Source organism: Rhizobium sp. KDH_Rht_773_N (genome assembly GCF_052946295.1).
Window position 1 is genome coordinate 3,946,782 of sequence record NZ_CM129525.1, and the last position, 15,013, is coordinate 3,961,794.

The 15,013-nt window shown below is 62.6% G+C and carries 16 protein-coding genes; 6 read left to right on the forward strand and 10 right to left on the reverse strand.

Annotated features, from left to right (window positions below):
* Window positions 1–145: 145 nt before the first annotated feature.
* Window positions 146–703 (forward strand): DUF308 domain-containing protein, encoded by a 558-nt coding sequence (locus tag ACU8HS_RS19605; RefSeq protein ID WP_112573614.1) that lies wholly within the window; start codon window positions 146–148, stop codon window positions 701–703.
* A gap of 282 nt (window positions 704–985) precedes the next feature.
* On the opposite strand, the gene ACU8HS_RS19610 is transcribed toward ACU8HS_RS19605, so the two are convergent.
* Window positions 986–2,323, reverse strand: coding sequence for a sensor histidine kinase (locus ACU8HS_RS19610; RefSeq protein ID WP_447015005.1), 1,338 nt, complete (start codon window positions 2,321–2,323; stop codon window positions 986–988).
* A gap of 286 nt (window positions 2,324–2,609) precedes the next feature.
* On the opposite strand from ACU8HS_RS19610, the gene ACU8HS_RS19615 reads away from it, so the two are divergent.
* On the forward strand, window positions 2,610–3,536 hold the full coding sequence (locus tag ACU8HS_RS19615; protein WP_113500351.1) for a LysR family transcriptional regulator: 927 nt from the start codon (window positions 2,610–2,612) through the stop codon (window positions 3,534–3,536).
* Window positions 3,537–3,647: 111 nt separating this feature from the next.
* Here the strand turns inward: ACU8HS_RS19615 and ACU8HS_RS19620 are convergent, their stop codons facing one another.
* The 4 genes from ACU8HS_RS19620 to ACU8HS_RS19635 all read right to left on the reverse strand — a co-directional run bounded on the left by ACU8HS_RS19620 (window position 3,648) and on the right by ACU8HS_RS19635 (window position 6,734).
* On the reverse strand, window positions 3,648–3,968 hold the full coding sequence (locus tag ACU8HS_RS19620) for a hypothetical protein (protein WP_112573590.1): 321 nt from the start codon (window positions 3,966–3,968) through the stop codon (window positions 3,648–3,650).
* A 58-nt stretch (window positions 3,969–4,026) separates the two neighbouring features.
* A complete protein-coding gene (locus tag ACU8HS_RS19625; RefSeq protein ID WP_112573588.1) occupies window positions 4,027–4,686 on the reverse strand; it encodes a L,D-transpeptidase in 660 nt (219 codons plus the stop codon).
* Window positions 4,683–5,636, reverse strand: a complete 954-nt coding sequence (locus tag ACU8HS_RS19630; protein ID WP_447015926.1) for an ABC transporter substrate-binding protein — start codon at window positions 5,634–5,636, stop codon at window positions 4,683–4,685. The genes ACU8HS_RS19625 and ACU8HS_RS19630 overlap by 4 nt, the downstream gene beginning before the upstream one ends.
* A 174-nt stretch (window positions 5,637–5,810) precedes the next feature.
* On the reverse strand, window positions 5,811–6,734 hold the full coding sequence (locus ACU8HS_RS19635; RefSeq protein WP_447015006.1) for a DMT family transporter: 924 nt from the start codon (window positions 6,732–6,734) through the stop codon (window positions 5,811–5,813).
* A gap of 90 nt (window positions 6,735–6,824) precedes the next feature.
* Between ACU8HS_RS19635 and ACU8HS_RS19640 the strand changes: the two genes are divergently transcribed.
* Complete coding sequence (locus ACU8HS_RS19640) at window positions 6,825–7,265, forward strand: Rrf2 family transcriptional regulator (protein WP_112573596.1); 441 nt, start codon at window positions 6,825–6,827, stop codon at window positions 7,263–7,265.
* 63 nt (window positions 7,266–7,328) lie between these two features.
* Here ACU8HS_RS19640 and ACU8HS_RS19645 read toward each other — a convergent pair whose 3' ends face one another.
* Window positions 7,329–8,051 carry a hypothetical protein gene (locus ACU8HS_RS19645; RefSeq protein ID WP_447015007.1) on the reverse strand — a complete coding sequence of 241 codons (723 nt, stop codon included), beginning with the start codon at window positions 8,049–8,051 and terminating at the stop codon, window positions 7,329–7,331.
* Window positions 8,052–8,167: 116 nt separating this feature from the next.
* On the reverse strand, window positions 8,168–8,887 hold the full coding sequence (locus tag ACU8HS_RS19650) for an SDR family oxidoreductase (RefSeq protein WP_113501033.1): 720 nt from the start codon (window positions 8,885–8,887) through the stop codon (window positions 8,168–8,170).
* A gap of 128 nt (window positions 8,888–9,015) precedes the next feature.
* Between ACU8HS_RS19650 and ACU8HS_RS19655 the strand changes: the two genes are divergently transcribed.
* Both ACU8HS_RS19655 and ACU8HS_RS19660 read left to right on the forward strand, forming a co-directional pair.
* Window positions 9,016–9,615 (forward strand): TetR/AcrR family transcriptional regulator, encoded by a 600-nt coding sequence (locus tag ACU8HS_RS19655; RefSeq protein WP_447015008.1) that lies wholly within the window; start codon window positions 9,016–9,018, stop codon window positions 9,613–9,615.
* A 175-nt stretch (window positions 9,616–9,790) separates the two neighbouring features.
* Window positions 9,791–10,396 carry an exonuclease domain-containing protein gene (locus ACU8HS_RS19660; protein ID WP_113414610.1) on the forward strand — a complete coding sequence of 202 codons (606 nt, stop codon included), beginning with the start codon at window positions 9,791–9,793 and terminating at the stop codon, window positions 10,394–10,396.
* A gap of 116 nt (window positions 10,397–10,512) precedes the next feature.
* Here ACU8HS_RS19660 and ACU8HS_RS19665 read toward each other — a convergent pair whose 3' ends face one another.
* The 3 genes from ACU8HS_RS19665 to ACU8HS_RS19675 all read right to left on the reverse strand — a co-directional run bounded on the left by ACU8HS_RS19665 (window position 10,513) and on the right by ACU8HS_RS19675 (window position 12,883).
* Window positions 10,513–10,899: a GNAT family N-acetyltransferase gene (locus tag ACU8HS_RS19665; protein ID WP_447015009.1), complete on the reverse strand. Its 387-nt coding sequence runs from the start codon at window positions 10,897–10,899 to the stop codon at window positions 10,513–10,515.
* A 254-nt stretch (window positions 10,900–11,153) separates the two neighbouring features.
* Window positions 11,154–11,504, reverse strand: coding sequence for a hypothetical protein (locus tag ACU8HS_RS19670; RefSeq protein ID WP_447015010.1), 351 nt, complete (start codon window positions 11,502–11,504; stop codon window positions 11,154–11,156).
* A gap of 356 nt (window positions 11,505–11,860) precedes the next feature.
* Window positions 11,861–12,883 (reverse strand): RelA/SpoT domain-containing protein, encoded by a 1,023-nt coding sequence (locus ACU8HS_RS19675; protein ID WP_447015011.1) that lies wholly within the window; start codon window positions 12,881–12,883, stop codon window positions 11,861–11,863.
* A 463-nt stretch (window positions 12,884–13,346) separates the two neighbouring features.
* Between ACU8HS_RS19675 and ACU8HS_RS19680 the strand changes: the two genes are divergently transcribed.
* Complete coding sequence (locus tag ACU8HS_RS19680) at window positions 13,347–15,002, forward strand: AIPR family protein (protein ID WP_447015012.1); 1,656 nt, start codon at window positions 13,347–13,349, stop codon at window positions 15,000–15,002.
* Window positions 15,003–15,013 lie beyond the last annotated feature (11 nt).

The following is a 15,013-nucleotide window of genomic DNA, read 5'->3' on the forward strand; positions in this document are numbered from 1 at the left end:
CCTATCTTCGGGTAGGAAGGCTGTCAAGTTCGGCGCGCTCACGCGCTTGTGTTGCGGCTGCGGGCAGGGCGGGCCGCGGGCGGGTTGACTCGGCGATTTGATCTACCTACTAGTAGGGAGGCAAAAGGCAAACAAGGAGCCCGTCATGCAGAACCAACCTTCCGCCCCGTCCAGCTGGTTGCGGTCCTATTATTTCGTCCGCGCGGTCTTTTCGGTCGGCTGGGTGGCCGCCGCCGTCGTCTTTTCCGGCCAGCCGGCGCTGGTCTCGGCGCTGCTCGTCCTCTATCCCGCCTGGGATGCGGCGGCCAATCTCGTGGACGCGCGCGCCAATGGCGGGCTGAAGGCCAATCCCGCCCAGGCGTTCAACGTCGCCGTCAGCACGATCACCACGCTTGCGGTCGCGGTTGCCGTCGCCAACAGCACCCATGCCGTGCTCGGCGTCTTCGGCCTGTGGGCCATCCTGTCCGGCCTGCTGCAGCTTTCCGCCGCCGTGCGGCGCTGGCGCAGCTACGGCGCCCAATGGGTCATGGTGCTCAGCGGCGCCCAATCCACACTCGCCGGCGGCTTCATGATCAGCCGGGCGCTGGGCACGGCAGTGCCCGGCATTCTCGACATTGCGCCTTATGCGGGCTTCGGCGCGTTCTATTTCCTGCTGTCGGCCGTATGGATGACGGTTGCCGCCTACCGGAAGGTGGGGGCTTGAGGGGGAGAGGGGGTTTCTGGTAAGTATTTGATAGCATTGAGCGTTGTACAGCGTGGCGCCCCCCTCTGTCCTGCCGGGTCCTTCGGACCCCCCACAAGGGGGAGATCGGTCAGAGGCGGGACCTTCGCCCATCTCTAACGTTGTGCAGTTTGCAAACGCTGATTGTTTGGGGAAACCGGCGCCCCTAGCCAATCTCCCTCCTTGTGGGGGGTCCGAAGGACCCGGCAGGACAGAGGGGGGTACCCCACGGCACAACGCCTGACGAGTTCCCACACCCCAGCGCTATCCATCCCCCCGCTCGCCGACCGGCAACGAAAAGCGAAACACCGCGCCGCCGTCGCCGGCATTGGCGGCGGTGATTTCGCCGCCGTGGTGGAGGATGATCGACCGGCAGATGGAAAGGCCGACGCCGACGCCGTCTTCCTTGGTCGTGTAGAAGCAGTCGAAAATGCGGGCGAGGTCGGCCGCGGCGATGCCGTCGCCGCTGTCGCGGATGGAAAATTCCAGCCGCCCCTTGGCCTCGCCGGTGGCGATCTCGATGCGGGGCGGGCGCCTGCCGCTGCTGACGGCGGCCTCGACGGCATTGACCAGCAGGTTGACGACGACCTGCTGCATCTGCACGCGGTCGCCGCGGAAGGCCGGCAGGCCCGGCCGGCAGTCGGTGGAGAGCGTGACTGCGTGCATGTCCGTCTCGTGGCGCAGGAAGGCGAGCGCCTCGCCCACGATCTCGTTGAGATCGAGCGGGACCGGCGTGTTCGTGCGGCCGCTCGCCATGGCGCGCACGCGCCTGACGATCTCGCTCGCCCGCCTGGCGCTGGCGGCCATGCGCGCCGCCAGTTCGCCGAGCTTGGCCAGGTTCGGCTCGTCGCGCGCCAGGTGCCGCATGGTCGTTTCGCAATCGGTGACGATGGCCGCCAGCGGCTGGTTCACCTCATGGGCGATCGAGGTGGCGAAGCGGCCGAGCGTGGCAAGCCGCGCCGTATGCAGCGGGTCGGGCGCGTGGTCGCCCGCAAGTTCGCTCGCCGGTCGCCGGCCGGTGACGTCCTCAAGCACGACGAGCAGGGGTTCGCACCCGTCCTGAGAGGGGAAGGCGGGCGCGGGCAGGGCGACCGAGAGCTTGACCTCCAGCGTGGCGCCGCGGAAATTGCGCATCTTCATCTGCTCGCTGAAGAGTTTCGCTCCCTCCGACCAGGCGCGCAGCAGCCGCTGCAGGGTCTGGGGCGAGGCGGCAAACAGGTAGCTCGCCGGCCCCGTCAGGTCGGCGGGCGCGGAGGCCTGCAGCAGCGAGACGGCCGGCTCGTTGGCATCGGCGACGAAGAGGCCGGCCTTGGAAATGCCGCCCTGCCACATGCCGTTGGCAAACAGGCTTTCGGCATGGCCCCTGGCCTTCATCGCGGAAAAGAGCGCCCACAGGCCGGTGGCGTCGAACTGCAGCACCGGGACCGGGAGCGAATGGATGAGGGCGCCGTGGCGGGATTGCCCGCGCGGGCGGGCGGGCGGCGGCCCGGCCTCGGCGCCGCCCCGGAAGACGACGATCGGCGCCTGCGCGGCAGAGGCTTCTCTGCGCCCCGCCTCGCTCCATCGGGCAGGGAGGCTCCTTGCTGTCGGCGTGTCGGCCATGTGCTCTTCCTGGTATGCGGCGCCAATCGGTTCGGGGCCGCGCCCGCGGCCCGCCTTTTCCAGCCCGAATGTTTCAGGAGGGGCAACGCTCTGCCTGCGGCATGCCTGCCCGTTGCGGGCGCACCCCGTCATCGGGCACGCGTCCGCCTCCGGCCGCCACTGGCGGCGCCATATCCGTCATGATAGTAGCCATCGGGCCGAATAGAGTGAACCGAGGTTAAAGCGAGGGGAAGGGCGGCACAATGCCCGCTTGCGGCAACAGGGTGTTGCGTCCAGTGGAACGCGGATGATCGATCTGGACGATATCAGGAGTTTCGTGGCGGTGGTCGAAAGCGGCGGCTTCAACCGCGCGGCCCAGAGCCTCGGCGTGTCGAAATCGATCGTCAGCCGGCGCATCGCGCGCATGGAGAGCGATCTCGGCGCGCAGCTCATCAACCGCAGCACGCGCGGCATCAGCGCCACGGAAGCCGGGCTCGAATTCAAGGCGCGCTGCGGGCGCATCCTGGCCGAGCTGGACGACGCGCGCGACGCGGTCGCCACCTATGCCGGCGGCGATGTCACCGGGCGGCTGCGGCTTGCCGCCCCGCTCGCCTTCGGCCAGCGTTATCTCGGGCCGATCCTGACCGAGCTTGCCGGCCGCCATCCGCGCCTCGAACTCGACGTGTCCTTTTCCGACCGGGCGGTCGATCTCATCAACGAACATTACGACGCGGCCATCCGCCTGTTCGAGCTGCGCGACCCCTCGCTGATTGCGCGGCGCATCGCGCCGGTGCGCCCCTTCATCGTCGCCAGCCCCGATTACATCGCCCGCCACGGCCGGCCGGAGCGGCCGGAAGACCTGCTCTCGCACGATTGCATCATCTATTCCGGCCGCAGCACGCCGGAATGGCGCTTCCGCGCCGGCGAGCGCATGGTGTCGATCCGCCCGAGCGGGCGGCTTTCGACCGACAATGCCGAAGTGCATCTGAGCTGGGTTCTGGCCGGCCTCGGCGTCACCGAACTGCCCTCCTTCATCGTCGCCGACGAGATCCGCCGCGGCACGCTGGTGCCGCTGCTGGTCGATTATTATCTCGACGAGGGCGCAATCTACGTGGTGCGCCCGCCGGGGCCGCATGTGCCGGCCAAGGTGCGGGCGCTGATCGAGATCATGCTGGAGCGGCTGGGCGGCGAAGCCGGGGCCGCCTATCCGAGCATCCAGCCGGCCGGGGAATAGGGGCGGGGCGGCAGGGCCGTTTGATGCCGTCGTGGGGTACCACACGGCAAAACGCCAGCGGCAAGCCGCCAACCCGCGCCGGGGCCCCACGCGCACCCCGAACCGCCGCGCTCACACCGCCTGAACGTTGCGCACCACGCCCGTCCTGTCGATCGTGCAGGCGAATTTGCGGCCGGAGGCGTCGAGGTCGACGGTGAAGCCGCCGGCTTCGACCGGGCGGGAGCTGGTGGGCAGGATCTTTGCGCGGTCGAGGCCGGCCTGTTTGGCGACAGCATCGGCGCAGAGCAGCTGCAGGTCGGCCGGCGCGGTCTCGACCGCCGTGCGCGACATCTGGTCGGGCGGCGGGGAGGACGACTGGCAGGCGGCGAGTGCGGCGGCGACGGCGCCAAGACATGCGGCCAGGAGCGGCCGGCTCTCAAAGGACATGCGCATTCTGTTTCCCCCGTTTCGGATTGAAGCCGCCGGCCGCGCCCGCTCAGACGCCCTCCGCTCAAACGCCCTTGTAGAGGGCGGCGCCCTGCATCAGGACGATGACCTTGGCGCCCACCTTGATGCGCGAATGCAGGTCGATAATGTCGTCATTGTTCATGCGGATGCAGCCGGAGGAGACGTCGAGGCCGATGGTCCAGGATTCCGGCGTGCCGTGGATGCGGTAGATCGTGTCGGCATCGCCGGCATAGAGATAGAGCGCGCGGGCGCCGAGCGGGTTGTCGGGGCCGCCCGGCTGGCCGGCCGCCCATTTGGCGGCGTTCGGGTCGCGGGCCACCATTTCGGCGGGCGGGGTCCAGGTCGGCCATTCGGCGGTGCGGCCGACGCGCACGATGCCGGCCCAGCCGAAACCTTCGCGGCCGACCCCGATGCCGTAGCGGATCGCCTGGCCGCCGGGCTGGACGAGATAGAGGAAATGCTGGTTGCCGTCGATGATGATCGTGCCCGGCTCCTCGGCGGTGCGGAAGGTCACGACCTGCCGGCGGAAGGCATCCGGCACCTGCTTGTTGCGGGCGTAATATTTGCGCGCCGTGTTCTTGTCGTAATCGACCCACTGGCGCGTCTTCGGATCGTAGATCTGCGTGCCGGCGGCCAGGGCAAGATGGGAGGCAAGGCCGAGGGCGAGGGCGGCGAGCGCGGCTTTCTGCAATGTCAGGCTCATGGCTTTGCCCACCCTTTTATGCGGGCGGCATGATCGGCCACCCATTTTTCCGCGTAGTCGGCCGGCGGCGTGCGCTCCACCTGCAGCGCATAGGTCATCAGCGTCACTTCCTGCGGCGTCAGGTCTATCCTGTCGAGGAAGGCGGCGACGTCGGAATGGCGGGCGCCGAAGGCGGCGGACCAGGCGATCTGGAAGCTCGACGGCGGCCAGGCGACATCGGCCTTCGAATGGGCGATCCATTGCGGATCGCTGCCGGGGGCGATCTTCCAGTGCGCCGCGTCATAGGCCGGCTCCTGCAGGCGCGTTACCTTGTGCAGCTCGAAGACGTTGTGCGGCGCATAGCAGGCAAAGACCATCGGCCGGCCGGTGGCGACAGCCGCATCGACGGCGGCCATGCCGACATCCTCTTCCGCCTCCACCAGCGCCAGGTTGCCGGCATAACCGTAGCTCATGGCGCGGACGCGCTCGATGCCGGCCGAGGTCCAGGTGGCGGCGCCGATCCAGAGTTCGCCGCGGCCGTCGCCGTCGGTGTCGAGCAGCGCGCCCTTCTTCGGGTCGGAAAGGTCCTTGACGCTCCTGATATCGGCCTTTTCCGCATCCTCGGTGGCGCAGAGGCCCTGCCAGGCGGCGACGGCGCGTTTGGCCAGCACCACCGCCTTCCTGCCGTCGACATATTTTTCGATCGCCGCGTCGAGGTTCGGCCGCCAGACTTCGGGGTGAATGTCGATCTCGCCGCTTTCGAGCCCGGCAAAGGCGCTAAGCTCGCCCATCGGGCGCAGCTCAGCCTTCAGCCCGAAGGTCCTTGCGATCGCGACCTTGAGGATATTGGCCGTCGCCTGGCCGGAAGGCCAGTTCGGCACGGCGATGACGAGGTCGTCGGCGGCCTCGGCGCGCCGGGCGCCCGATGCGACGGGGCCCGATGCGACGAGAATGGCGGCGGCGGCGATCATGGCTCCCGCACGAAGGCGCCGCCGGCCCGGATTTTCGCTTTGGCGATGTCTCACAGAAACCCCTCCGCTTCCGCTTCTCGGCTTGGGGGGAGTCCTAACCAATCGCGCATATGGCGGGGAAGTACGTTACCGTAAACGCCGGCGTAAATTCGTGGGGCAAGGGGCGGGCTGCGATCACTCCGGACGCGCCGCCGTCCTGCCGCGCGCGAGCGTAATCAAGCCCGGCAGCGCGGTGCCGAGAACGATCAGCGCCACGCCCGCGGCCGTGCGCGCCCCGAACGGACTGTCGAAAATCACCGCTGCCGCCACGGCGCCGGTGGCGGGGCCGACGGAGGAGAGGAGGCCGAGCTGCAGCACCGGCATTTTCGACAGCGCGAAATTATAGGCGAAGTAACCGCCGGCCGTTGCCACCAGCCCGATATAGGCGAGGGAGGGCCAGTGCCGCGCGGCATCCGCGAGCCCCATGCCGAAGCCGGTGACGAGAGCTGCGGCCCAGGCGACGGCGGCCGCGCCCGAAACCTGCATGGTCGCCACGACCGTCCACGGCACGGCGGAGCGTGTGTGCAGCGCCCGGCCGGCGAGCTGGCCGCAGGCGGCAAGGCCGAGCGCCGAGAGCGCGGTGAGATAACCGCCGGCCGAATTCTGCCCGCCGGCCTGCCGCTCGGACATGACGAGCAGCAGGCCGGCAAAACCCACGCCCATACCGAAAAAGGTGGTGGCCTTCAGCGGCTCGCCCAGAAAGAGCCTTGCGGCGAGGCCGACGACGGCGGGCATGAAGGCGCTGAGCAGGATGAGGGTGACGCCATCGAGACTGCGGCTTGCCGCCGTGAACGCGATCATGAAGATGCCGGGATGGAGAATGCCGATCGCGAAGGGTTTCCACCTTTCGGCGGGCGCGACCGGCCGGCGCTGCAGGAAAAGCGAGACGGCCCACAGCGCCGCCGCACCCGTCGTCATCTGCACGGCGATGATTTCCGCCGGGCCGAACCAGGCCGTCAGGTATTTCTGGATGGCGAAGCCGACAGGGCCGGCGCTGAAGCAATAGATCGCCGCCAGCGCCGCGGCCGGCGATTGCGCGCGTGTTTCGATCGAGGCCATGACAATGTTCCAATTGATGTTATCATGTAACTATACGGGTTGCGTCATTCACGCAACATTAAAAGTTACATAATTGAAGGAATGGCATCGATGAAGCGAAACAGCCGGTTTTCCCTGGCGCTGCACACGCTGGCGCATCTGGCGGCGCTGACGCCGCCGCGCCCGCTGACCTCGGGCGAGATCGGCGAACACAGCGGCACCAACCCGGTCGTCGTGCGCCGCACGCTGGGGCTTCTGAGGGAAAGCGGCCTCGTCTCCTCCGAAAAGGGCCATTCCGGCGGCTGGCTGCTGGCGCGCGCGCCGGACGCGATCACGCTTGCCGATGTCTATGCCGCACTCGGCGAGCGCTTCCTGCGCATGGAGATCGAGGGCGAGGAAAACCCGCCGGGCTGCGCCATCGAGCGGGCGCTGCTCGGCAGCGTGGAGGCGGCGCTCGACGATGCCGAGGCGCTCCTGGTGGCGCGGCTGGCGCGAACGAGCCTTGCGGATATCATGGCGCGCATCCCCAAGCCGGCGGCGGTCGACTGGTAGTTGCCGGGGATATGCCGGCGGGGGCTCCACGCACCGCGGCCCACCGGCACTCCGCCCCGCCTGTCACCCCCGCGTCACCACCACCTGGCCGATATCGAGCACGAAGATCGACGGGGCGGAGAGCAGGCTGCGGCCGGTCTCGTCGCGGCGCACGACGCGGCGGTGGGTGGGGAAGAGGAAATCGTCGAAGAAGCGGTGGTCGTAGGTATAGTGCGAGGCGGCACCGCCGCCGCTGACCTCGGGGGCGTAGTCGTTGCGTACGAGATGGCCCTGGCTGTTGAAATAGAAGGTCTGCACCGGGCAGTGCACATGCAGGCCGGCGGGGAAGGTGGCCTTCAGCACGCGCCAGGTCTCGCCATGTTCCTCGTGCGGGGCAAGCTCCTCGCAGGTGACGCCGTTTTCGGCGAGCAGGAAGGGCATGGTCAGGTAGTTGTTGAGCGCATAGCCGACGAAATAGAGGAATTGTTCCGGGCTCCAGGGCGTGAAGACCTCGTAGCCCGCGAAGGACTGGCGCGGTTCGGCAAGGCCGGAGACCGGCACGCCGGCATCGGTCTCTATCGTCACGCGGCCGTCGGCAAAGAGGCCGCGGCGGCCGGGCGCCGGGTAGGGGGTGATCAGCGTGCGCCGGCGGCGCGTGTCGATGCGGACCTGCACGTCCTTGAGGCCGCCGCCGCGCTTGATCGCCGCCTCGCCGCGCATCGTCAGGCGCAGATCGACACAGGCGACCTTGCGCCATTCGTCGAGCCCGCCATGCGCCTCGAATACCAGATCGAGAAGATCGCCCATTCGTTCGTCCTTTCAGTGTGTCGCGCCGGGCCGGATGCCGGCCGCGATGGGGCAGCGGCGGCGGCCCCGCTCGGCCGCCACCGGGTTCGTTGCCGTGATTTTCGGGAAGGCGCGGCTCAGCCGCCGATATTCATCGCCGCTTCCAGCTGGTGGCCGTCGGTGGCGAAGAGGTGGCCGATCTGCTTTGCCAGCGGATCGGGGAAAATATAGGTGTCGCCCTTTTCGAGGCCGAGCACGATGTTTTCGGCCGCCTCTTCCGGCGTGACCTTGGCCAGCGGCACGGCGGCGGCAAGATCGGTATCGACCGGGCCGGGATAGATGCCGATGACGGAAACGCCCTTCGGCGCGAGTGTCGCGCGCAGCGATTGCGTCAGCGATTGCAGGGCCGCCTTGGAGGCCGAATAGCCGGAGATCGGCGCGGTGGCGGCAAGGCCGACAATGCTGACGACATTGGCGATCGTGCCCGAGCCGCGGCCGAGGAAGGCCGGCAGGAAGGCGCGGATGACGGCAAGCGTGCCGTAGAAATTGGTGTTCATGTCGGCCTCGACCATGGCGTCGGTGCTGGTGATCCAGTCGCCCCAGGCCATGGTGCCGGCATTGTTGACGAGCAGGTCGACATCGCCGGCCGCCTCGGCCGCCCTGCGCACGGAGGCGGCATCGGTGACATCGAGCTGCAGCGGCACGACGCGGGCGTCGCCGAAATCCGGCAGCGCGGCGGGATTGCGCGCCGCCGCGTAGATTCTGGCGATATCGGTCTTGAGCAGCCGGCGCACGGTGGCGGCGCCGATGCCCTTGTTGGCGCCCGATACCAGGACGACTTTCTTCGATAGGGACATGATGACCTCGACAGGTTGGCGATGGAGGTAAACCGGATCGTTTACCGCGGGCGGAGATGTAAACCGAACCGTTTACTTGGTCAACCGGCTTTGCTATTGGAAAAGCGGTCAGCAGTGGGGGAGCCCGGATGAGGCACGAGAATCTGGACATCGACGGCAAGAAGCGCGAAATCGTCGAATGGGCGTTCGACCGCTTCTACGAGGGCGGCTTCCACGCCACCGCCATCGACGCGGCCATGGCCGGCAGCGGCATTTCCAAGCGCACGATCTACAAATATTTCTCCTCCAAGGAGGAGCTGATCGAGGCCGTGCTGGTGCTTTACGGCGCCTTCATCGTGCAGGAACTGTTCGACCCGGTCTCCAGCATTTCCGACCCGAGGCAACAGATCGCCGCCTTTTTCGACACCGGCCACGGCCAGGACAGGCGCATCCTGACGCGCGGCTGCCTCGGCCTGAAGGCGGCGCAGGAATATGCCGGCAAACACGAACGCATCGTCGCCCTCGGCCGCCACGCCGCCTCGCGGGCGGAAGCCAGGTTCACCGAGCTTTGCGGCAAGGCCGGCCTTGCGCAGCCGGAGGCTTTGGGAAAGCAGCTCAACGTGATCTTCCAGGGCGCGCTGCTGCTCTCCCACGCCACCGGCGACACGACCGCCTTCGCCTCGGCAAAGACGGTTGCCGCGGCCCTGCTGGAACGGGCAGCCGCGGGCGGGACGAAGGCTAGCGGCTGAGGCTTCTCCAAGCGATTCCTGTGGTCGTGACGGGAATCCAGCCACCGCGTGTCCACGCGGCGGAAGACTCCTCACCTCACGGCAACCCCATCGAATGCCGTGCGCAGAAAGCCCGGTGGCAAGCGGCAAATATCCCGCTATGCTCGCCCAATCCCGAAGCAGGAGCAAAGCCCGCGTGCCGCATATCTACATCGTCACCGATTGCGAATTCGACGGCCCCGTTCCGGGCCGGCATTCCATGCTCTCCTTCGCCTGCGTCGCCCTGTCGGAGGCCGGCAAGGCGCTTGGCGAGTTCGAGGCCGTGCTGGCGCCGCTGGAGGGGGCGGGGCGCGATCCTGTGACCATGGCCTTCTGGCAGGCGCATCCTCAGGCGCTTGCGGCGGCGAGCGAGAACCCGCAGCCGGCGGCCGATGTCATGGCCCGCTTCGTTTCCTGGGTTTCGTCCTTCGGCGCCGAGCCGATCTTCGCCGCCCATCCCGTGGCGCTCGACGCGCCCTGGATCGACCATTACCTGAAGCGCTTCACCGGCCGGCCGCTGTTCGAGGGGCCGTGGATCGGCGACCGGCTGTTCCGCCATCCGCCGCTCTGCATCCTCTCGCTGGTGGCGGGCGCGACGGGGCGCAAGCCGTGGGAATGCGACATCCGGCATTATCCCGCCGAATGGCTGGGCAACGTGGAGCACACGCACCGCGCCATCGACGATGCGCGCGGCTATGCCAACCTGCTGCATTTCTTCCTGACCCGGCGCGAGGGCGGCGGCTACCGGCCGCTTCTGTCGTAATCTCGGCCGAGACTAGAGCATTTCCGGCGAAAACGGAGTCGCCTTCAATGCTCTAGCTTATTGTTTTCCCCGCGATTCCGGACGCAAAACCGGTTCCCACTTTTGCTGGAATTGCTCTAGGCGAGCCGGATCAGCCCGGCCGCCGTCGGCGCAAAACCGCAGGCGGCGTAAAAGCCCTGAAGATGCGGCTCGAAATCCACATGCAGCCACTCGGCCCCGCGCGCCCGCGCCACCCGCACCGCCTCGCTCACCAGCGCGGCGGCGATGCCCCGCCGGCGCAGATCGGGATGCACGCAGGTATCGAGCAGGAAGGCATGGATGCCGCCGTCCCAGGCGACATTGACGAAGCCGATCAGCCGCCCCTCGTCATAGGCGCCGAGATGGGCAAGGCTGCGCGGCAGGATGCGGGCGAAATCCGGCGGCCGCGCGCCCTGCCAGGCGGCGGCCCAGAGGGCGGCCAGGTCTTCGGGCGAGGGGAAGGGGTCGATGCGGATGTCTGGCATTGGCTTTAATCCGGTCCGGTCGGTCGTTTCTGTCCATGCGGGCGGCGGAAAGGGCCGTTGCGCGCACCGCAAAGCTTGCTCCGGCGCGCCGCCTCAGCCGGGGCGAGGCCCAAAGGCCGTCATGATCCTGCCGCAGCGTTTCGCGAGGAGAAGCTGCGGCAAGGCCGGGGCGATCGGCTCAGGCCCGCGCGGGCGCCGGGTTGCGGCCCGCGCCCGTCACCGCCGCGCCGGCGGGAGCCTGCGCCTGCCTTCGCTCAGTAGCATATTTCATCGCGGATCGTATGCCCGTCGGGCGCGGCGACCCACTGCCACTGGCAGCGGTCGTAATCGTCGTTGCTGCCGAAGAAGACGGGGCCGCGATCCCTGAACCGCCCGTCGAAACGGTCGTGGCGGAAGAACGCCCCGCCGCGATATTCCTCCCCGGCGAAACGGCCCATTCCCATCCGACCCGCATGTTCGCCCGCCTCGTGGCTGCCGCCCCCATGCCCCCCGCCGCCGTGACCGCCGCCGCCATGCGCCAGCGCGGGCGTTACCGTTGCGAGGGAGCCAAGTGCAAGGGTCAGGGAGACAAGACCCGTTGCTGCGATCTTACGAAGCGTAGACATAGTCGTTTTCCTATCAAGCGGCTCTGTGTAGCCGCCATCAGGATATGTTCATCGAATCTGGTGAATGCCCGCCACAATTCAGGGGGGCGGGGTCACTTCTTGTCACGGATTCTCACCGTGGTTGTAGTGGGTGTGATTGCGGGGGGGAATCGTGTCCTCGCATCGTCGGTCGTATAGGCCGCCATGTCGCCGCTCCAGTGTGGTCGTGTACCCGCGGGGGTGGGGCAGGGACGGTGGGTGACGGGTGTGTGGGTTTAGTTGGTGTCTGGGTACTGCGACAGATCTACGCCCAAGAGGCGCCGAGCCGACGTCAAATTTCACCAAACGTTCACCTCTCTCGAAATTACCACCGGGTTTCAAAGCTGCTGTTCTACCAGTGATCTCTTTTTTATGTTGAGAGACACCGGCCCGTTTATCGAGCTCTGATTGAGGAATCCCTTGTCTGCCAAGGCCTTCAACGAAGCCTCAAACGTCAGAACCGTTTGGCAATAGTGATTCTTTAACGTGTTAGGGGATATTTCCTTCTTTCCCCAGTATTTCTTTCTTGTCATTACAGCAAGAATTTGACGTGCGCCGACATCAAGCTCCATTCTTTCCGAGAATCCAATAATCGATTGATCAAGATTCTCGAGTATATCTTCAAAAGAATCAATTCCAAAGTAATGACTATGCGTTTGTTTGACGGTAGCGATATCGGATGATCCAATTAGTACAACTTCGAACTTCCGATCTTCTGTATATTGCTTCTCATACTTGATGTAGGTTTCGACTGCGGTTGCTGGATCGCGCCCAACGACGTCCCAAGTGACAAAGTTTCCGCTCGACCAATCGAAAACCAATATCCAGTTATTCAGCCCGTTTGGATTTTTCGCTTCTATCTCAATCAGTGTTTTGATGATGTCGTCGTTCACATAACCCGCCAAGACGTTACCTCGGTCGGAATTTTTTATTATTTTTTCCGCGACTTCTCTTAAAGCATTAAGGCTCAATTTCTGTCGAACGCTAGGAAGACGTCCAGCCTCCATCTCGAAAAATATGTCCGAGAGTTCCTTGAAATAGTTTATGACATTGGTATCACCTTCCTGCTCTTTGAGCAGGTAACCGTATATTACGGAAGTCCGTTCAATGCTTTCCGCCCAATAATGTTGAATTTTACTCCTAATCTGTAACTCAAGATTAAGTTTCCCGCTTTCTATTATCAGATGTACAGCCCTATATCCGGTTACATCCCGTCCTTTTTCGCGGTAATCTGTCTTCTTCTTTAAATGCAAACTCTTTTGCTTTTGTATTTTTTGTTCTAGGAATATCAGTAGATTATCGACGTCGGTGTTCTTATCAACGATTATTCTCAGTCCCCCAATATCTTGAAGCTGCGTCAAGCGAACGCTAAATCTGTTCAACTTCTGAGAATCTGGGGCTTCCGTTTCAATCTCTGTGCAATGTAGTAACGTCCACCGTATTCGGTGAGCATCTTCTGTATATCTAGTGTGAGCTCCGATAGGGGGGCGAGATGCCGTTTTCGAAAGTCATCGAAGGCATACTCCAATTCAATAGACTCTTCAGTAATTTCGGTCAGCGGCTTCGAGAGAACAGACCCGGCTTTATCAATTTTCGCTTTAGAATACATCATCAGGTTAAATTGCCATAGATTCGCGGCATTGCAACTCCTAGTTAATGGGAATCTGTCATCCGGCGACAGTTACGCGCCGGTCTACGGTTTCAGTCTTGGCACTGACTCTATATCGGCAGCGCTTACCCCGGCTGTAATGATGTTTTGACAATAGCGATTGTGCGATCAGCGAATCTGACTATTTTGAGTTGATTAAACCCAACGGAATTGATATGCGCCAGATAACCGACCTCGAATTTTCGCTAATTGAAAGTAAAGTAAAAAGATCTGCCGATAAAATTGGACTTGATGATCGTTCGACTGGTTTCCTTTATCTGATATTGGACACACTTTTTCCAAGGTCTGGTGAGGATATATCCTCGCTTATCACTGACGGTGGGAGAGATAGGGGAGTCGATGCGGTATATATTCAAGAATCTGGTAACGTCGCACATATCAGCATTGTTCAAAGCAAATATGCTTCTACTATTAAAAGCGCTGGCAGAAATTTTCCGGGGAATGAAATCGATAAGCTAATCTCATTTATACGGGACTTAGTAGATAGAGTTGCTGGACTGCCCGAGTCTGTAAATCCGCTTTTGCGGGGAAAGATCTTCGATATATGGCGCCTGATTGATCAAGGGAATATGATATACATACATATCTTCCTTGTCTCAAATGCATTGCCGCTCGCAGCGCATGAGCGGACAAGACTGGATGCCTTTTGTTCGCAATACGAATTTATTTCTGTAGAAGAATTGTCCTATCAGAGCGTCATAAGCTTAATATCTAGCGATGGGCGAACTAAAGAAAACGGTATACTTGATACTGTTGATGTACAAAAGTATGAAAGAGCAGATTGCGACATTCGAGGATTAGTCGCAAATGTAGATGCCAGATCTTACATCGAGATGATCTCGAATGAAGGTGGCGCCATAAAGCGACATCTCTTCGATGAGAATATTCGTGGTTTTCTGGGTTTGGACGGCGGATATAACCGTCAGATTCATCAGAGTGCCCTTTCGGAAGAAAATCATCTTTTCTGGTACCTGAACAATGGTATTACGATTATCGCAAAGGAGTTCACTCATCAGAAGGTGAGGGGATCCAAGATCCACCTGACTGACTTTCAGATTGTCAACGGAGCTCAAACTTCTTACTCCCTTTTGGAGGCTTACAAGAGGGATCCGGACAAAGTCGGAGAAGTAGTGCTGCTGGTGAAGATCTTTGCATCAAGCCGACCTGATATCTCCGAGCAGATTGCAATAGCAACAAATAGTCAAGCCCGTATTGCACCACGTGATCTCAAGGCCAATGATGCAATTCAAAAGAAGATCGGCGCAGTTTTTGAAGATAACGGCTTGCTATATGAGCGGAAAAAGAACCAATTTGAAATTGGCGATGAAAGAGATCGTATCGATTCATTAAAATTGGGCCAAGCAATTTTGGCATATCGCCTTCATGCCCCGCATTTGGCAAAGACGGCGTCCGACGAGATTTTTGGATCTATGTATAATCTAATTTTTTCTGAGAAGCTGGACGGTGATTATCTTGTAAAACTCGCAAGATTGTATCTTTTCGTTAATTCTGTACGCGAAGCGGATCTTACTCTTCTGCGTAAGCAAGAAAATTTTGATAACAATAATGAGTTTATAGCCTACACTCAGTGGTATATAATGTATTGCATATCATTGATGATGGGGGGTGACGGTCTATTCCTTCCCGCCGAGCATCAATTTGACGATTATTGCGAGCGCGCTAAAGTTGTAGTTTCAAGTATTGCGGAGAAATATAAGTCTCAATCCTTTTATAGAGTATTCAGATCGGGAAAGACGAAAGAGCTCATCATGGATGAACTTGGAATTGGCCAGCTTAGATTTAGCTTTTAATCGTATCCTTA

Excerpts from the sequence above, each read along its gene's own strand:
- ACU8HS_RS19605 (WP_112573614.1), top strand. The coding sequence starts at position 146 with ATGCAGAACCAACCTTCCGCCCCGTCCAGCTGGTTGCGGTCCTATTAT.
- ACU8HS_RS19610 (WP_447015005.1), bottom strand. The coding sequence starts at position 2,323 with ATGGCCGACACGCCGACAGCAAGGAGCCTCCCTGCCCGATGGAGCGAG.
- ACU8HS_RS19615 (WP_113500351.1), top strand. The coding sequence starts at position 2,610 with ATGATCGATCTGGACGATATCAGGAGTTTCGTGGCGGTGGTCGAAAGC.
- ACU8HS_RS19620 (WP_112573590.1), bottom strand. The coding sequence starts at position 3,968 with ATGCGCATGTCCTTTGAGAGCCGGCCGCTCCTGGCCGCATGTCTTGGC.
- ACU8HS_RS19625 (WP_112573588.1), bottom strand. The coding sequence starts at position 4,686 with ATGAGCCTGACATTGCAGAAAGCCGCGCTCGCCGCCCTCGCCCTCGGC.
- ACU8HS_RS19630 (WP_447015926.1), bottom strand. The coding sequence starts at position 5,636 with ATGATCGCCGCCGCCGCCATTCTCGTCGCATCGGGCCCCGTCGCATCG.
- ACU8HS_RS19635 (WP_447015006.1), bottom strand. The coding sequence starts at position 6,734 with ATGGCCTCGATCGAAACACGCGCGCAATCGCCGGCCGCGGCGCTGGCG.
- ACU8HS_RS19640 (WP_112573596.1), top strand. The coding sequence starts at position 6,825 with ATGAAGCGAAACAGCCGGTTTTCCCTGGCGCTGCACACGCTGGCGCAT.
- ACU8HS_RS19645 (WP_447015007.1), bottom strand. The coding sequence starts at position 8,051 with ATGGGCGATCTTCTCGATCTGGTATTCGAGGCGCATGGCGGGCTCGAC.
- ACU8HS_RS19650 (WP_113501033.1), bottom strand. The coding sequence starts at position 8,887 with ATGTCCCTATCGAAGAAAGTCGTCCTGGTATCGGGCGCCAACAAGGGC.
- ACU8HS_RS19655 (WP_447015008.1), top strand. The coding sequence starts at position 9,016 with ATGAGGCACGAGAATCTGGACATCGACGGCAAGAAGCGCGAAATCGTC.
- ACU8HS_RS19665 (WP_447015009.1), bottom strand. The coding sequence starts at position 10,899 with ATGCCAGACATCCGCATCGACCCCTTCCCCTCGCCCGAAGACCTGGCC.
- ACU8HS_RS19670 (WP_447015010.1), bottom strand. The coding sequence starts at position 11,504 with ATGTCTACGCTTCGTAAGATCGCAGCAACGGGTCTTGTCTCCCTGACC.
- ACU8HS_RS19680 (WP_447015012.1), top strand. The coding sequence starts at position 13,347 with ATGCGCCAGATAACCGACCTCGAATTTTCGCTAATTGAAAGTAAAGTA.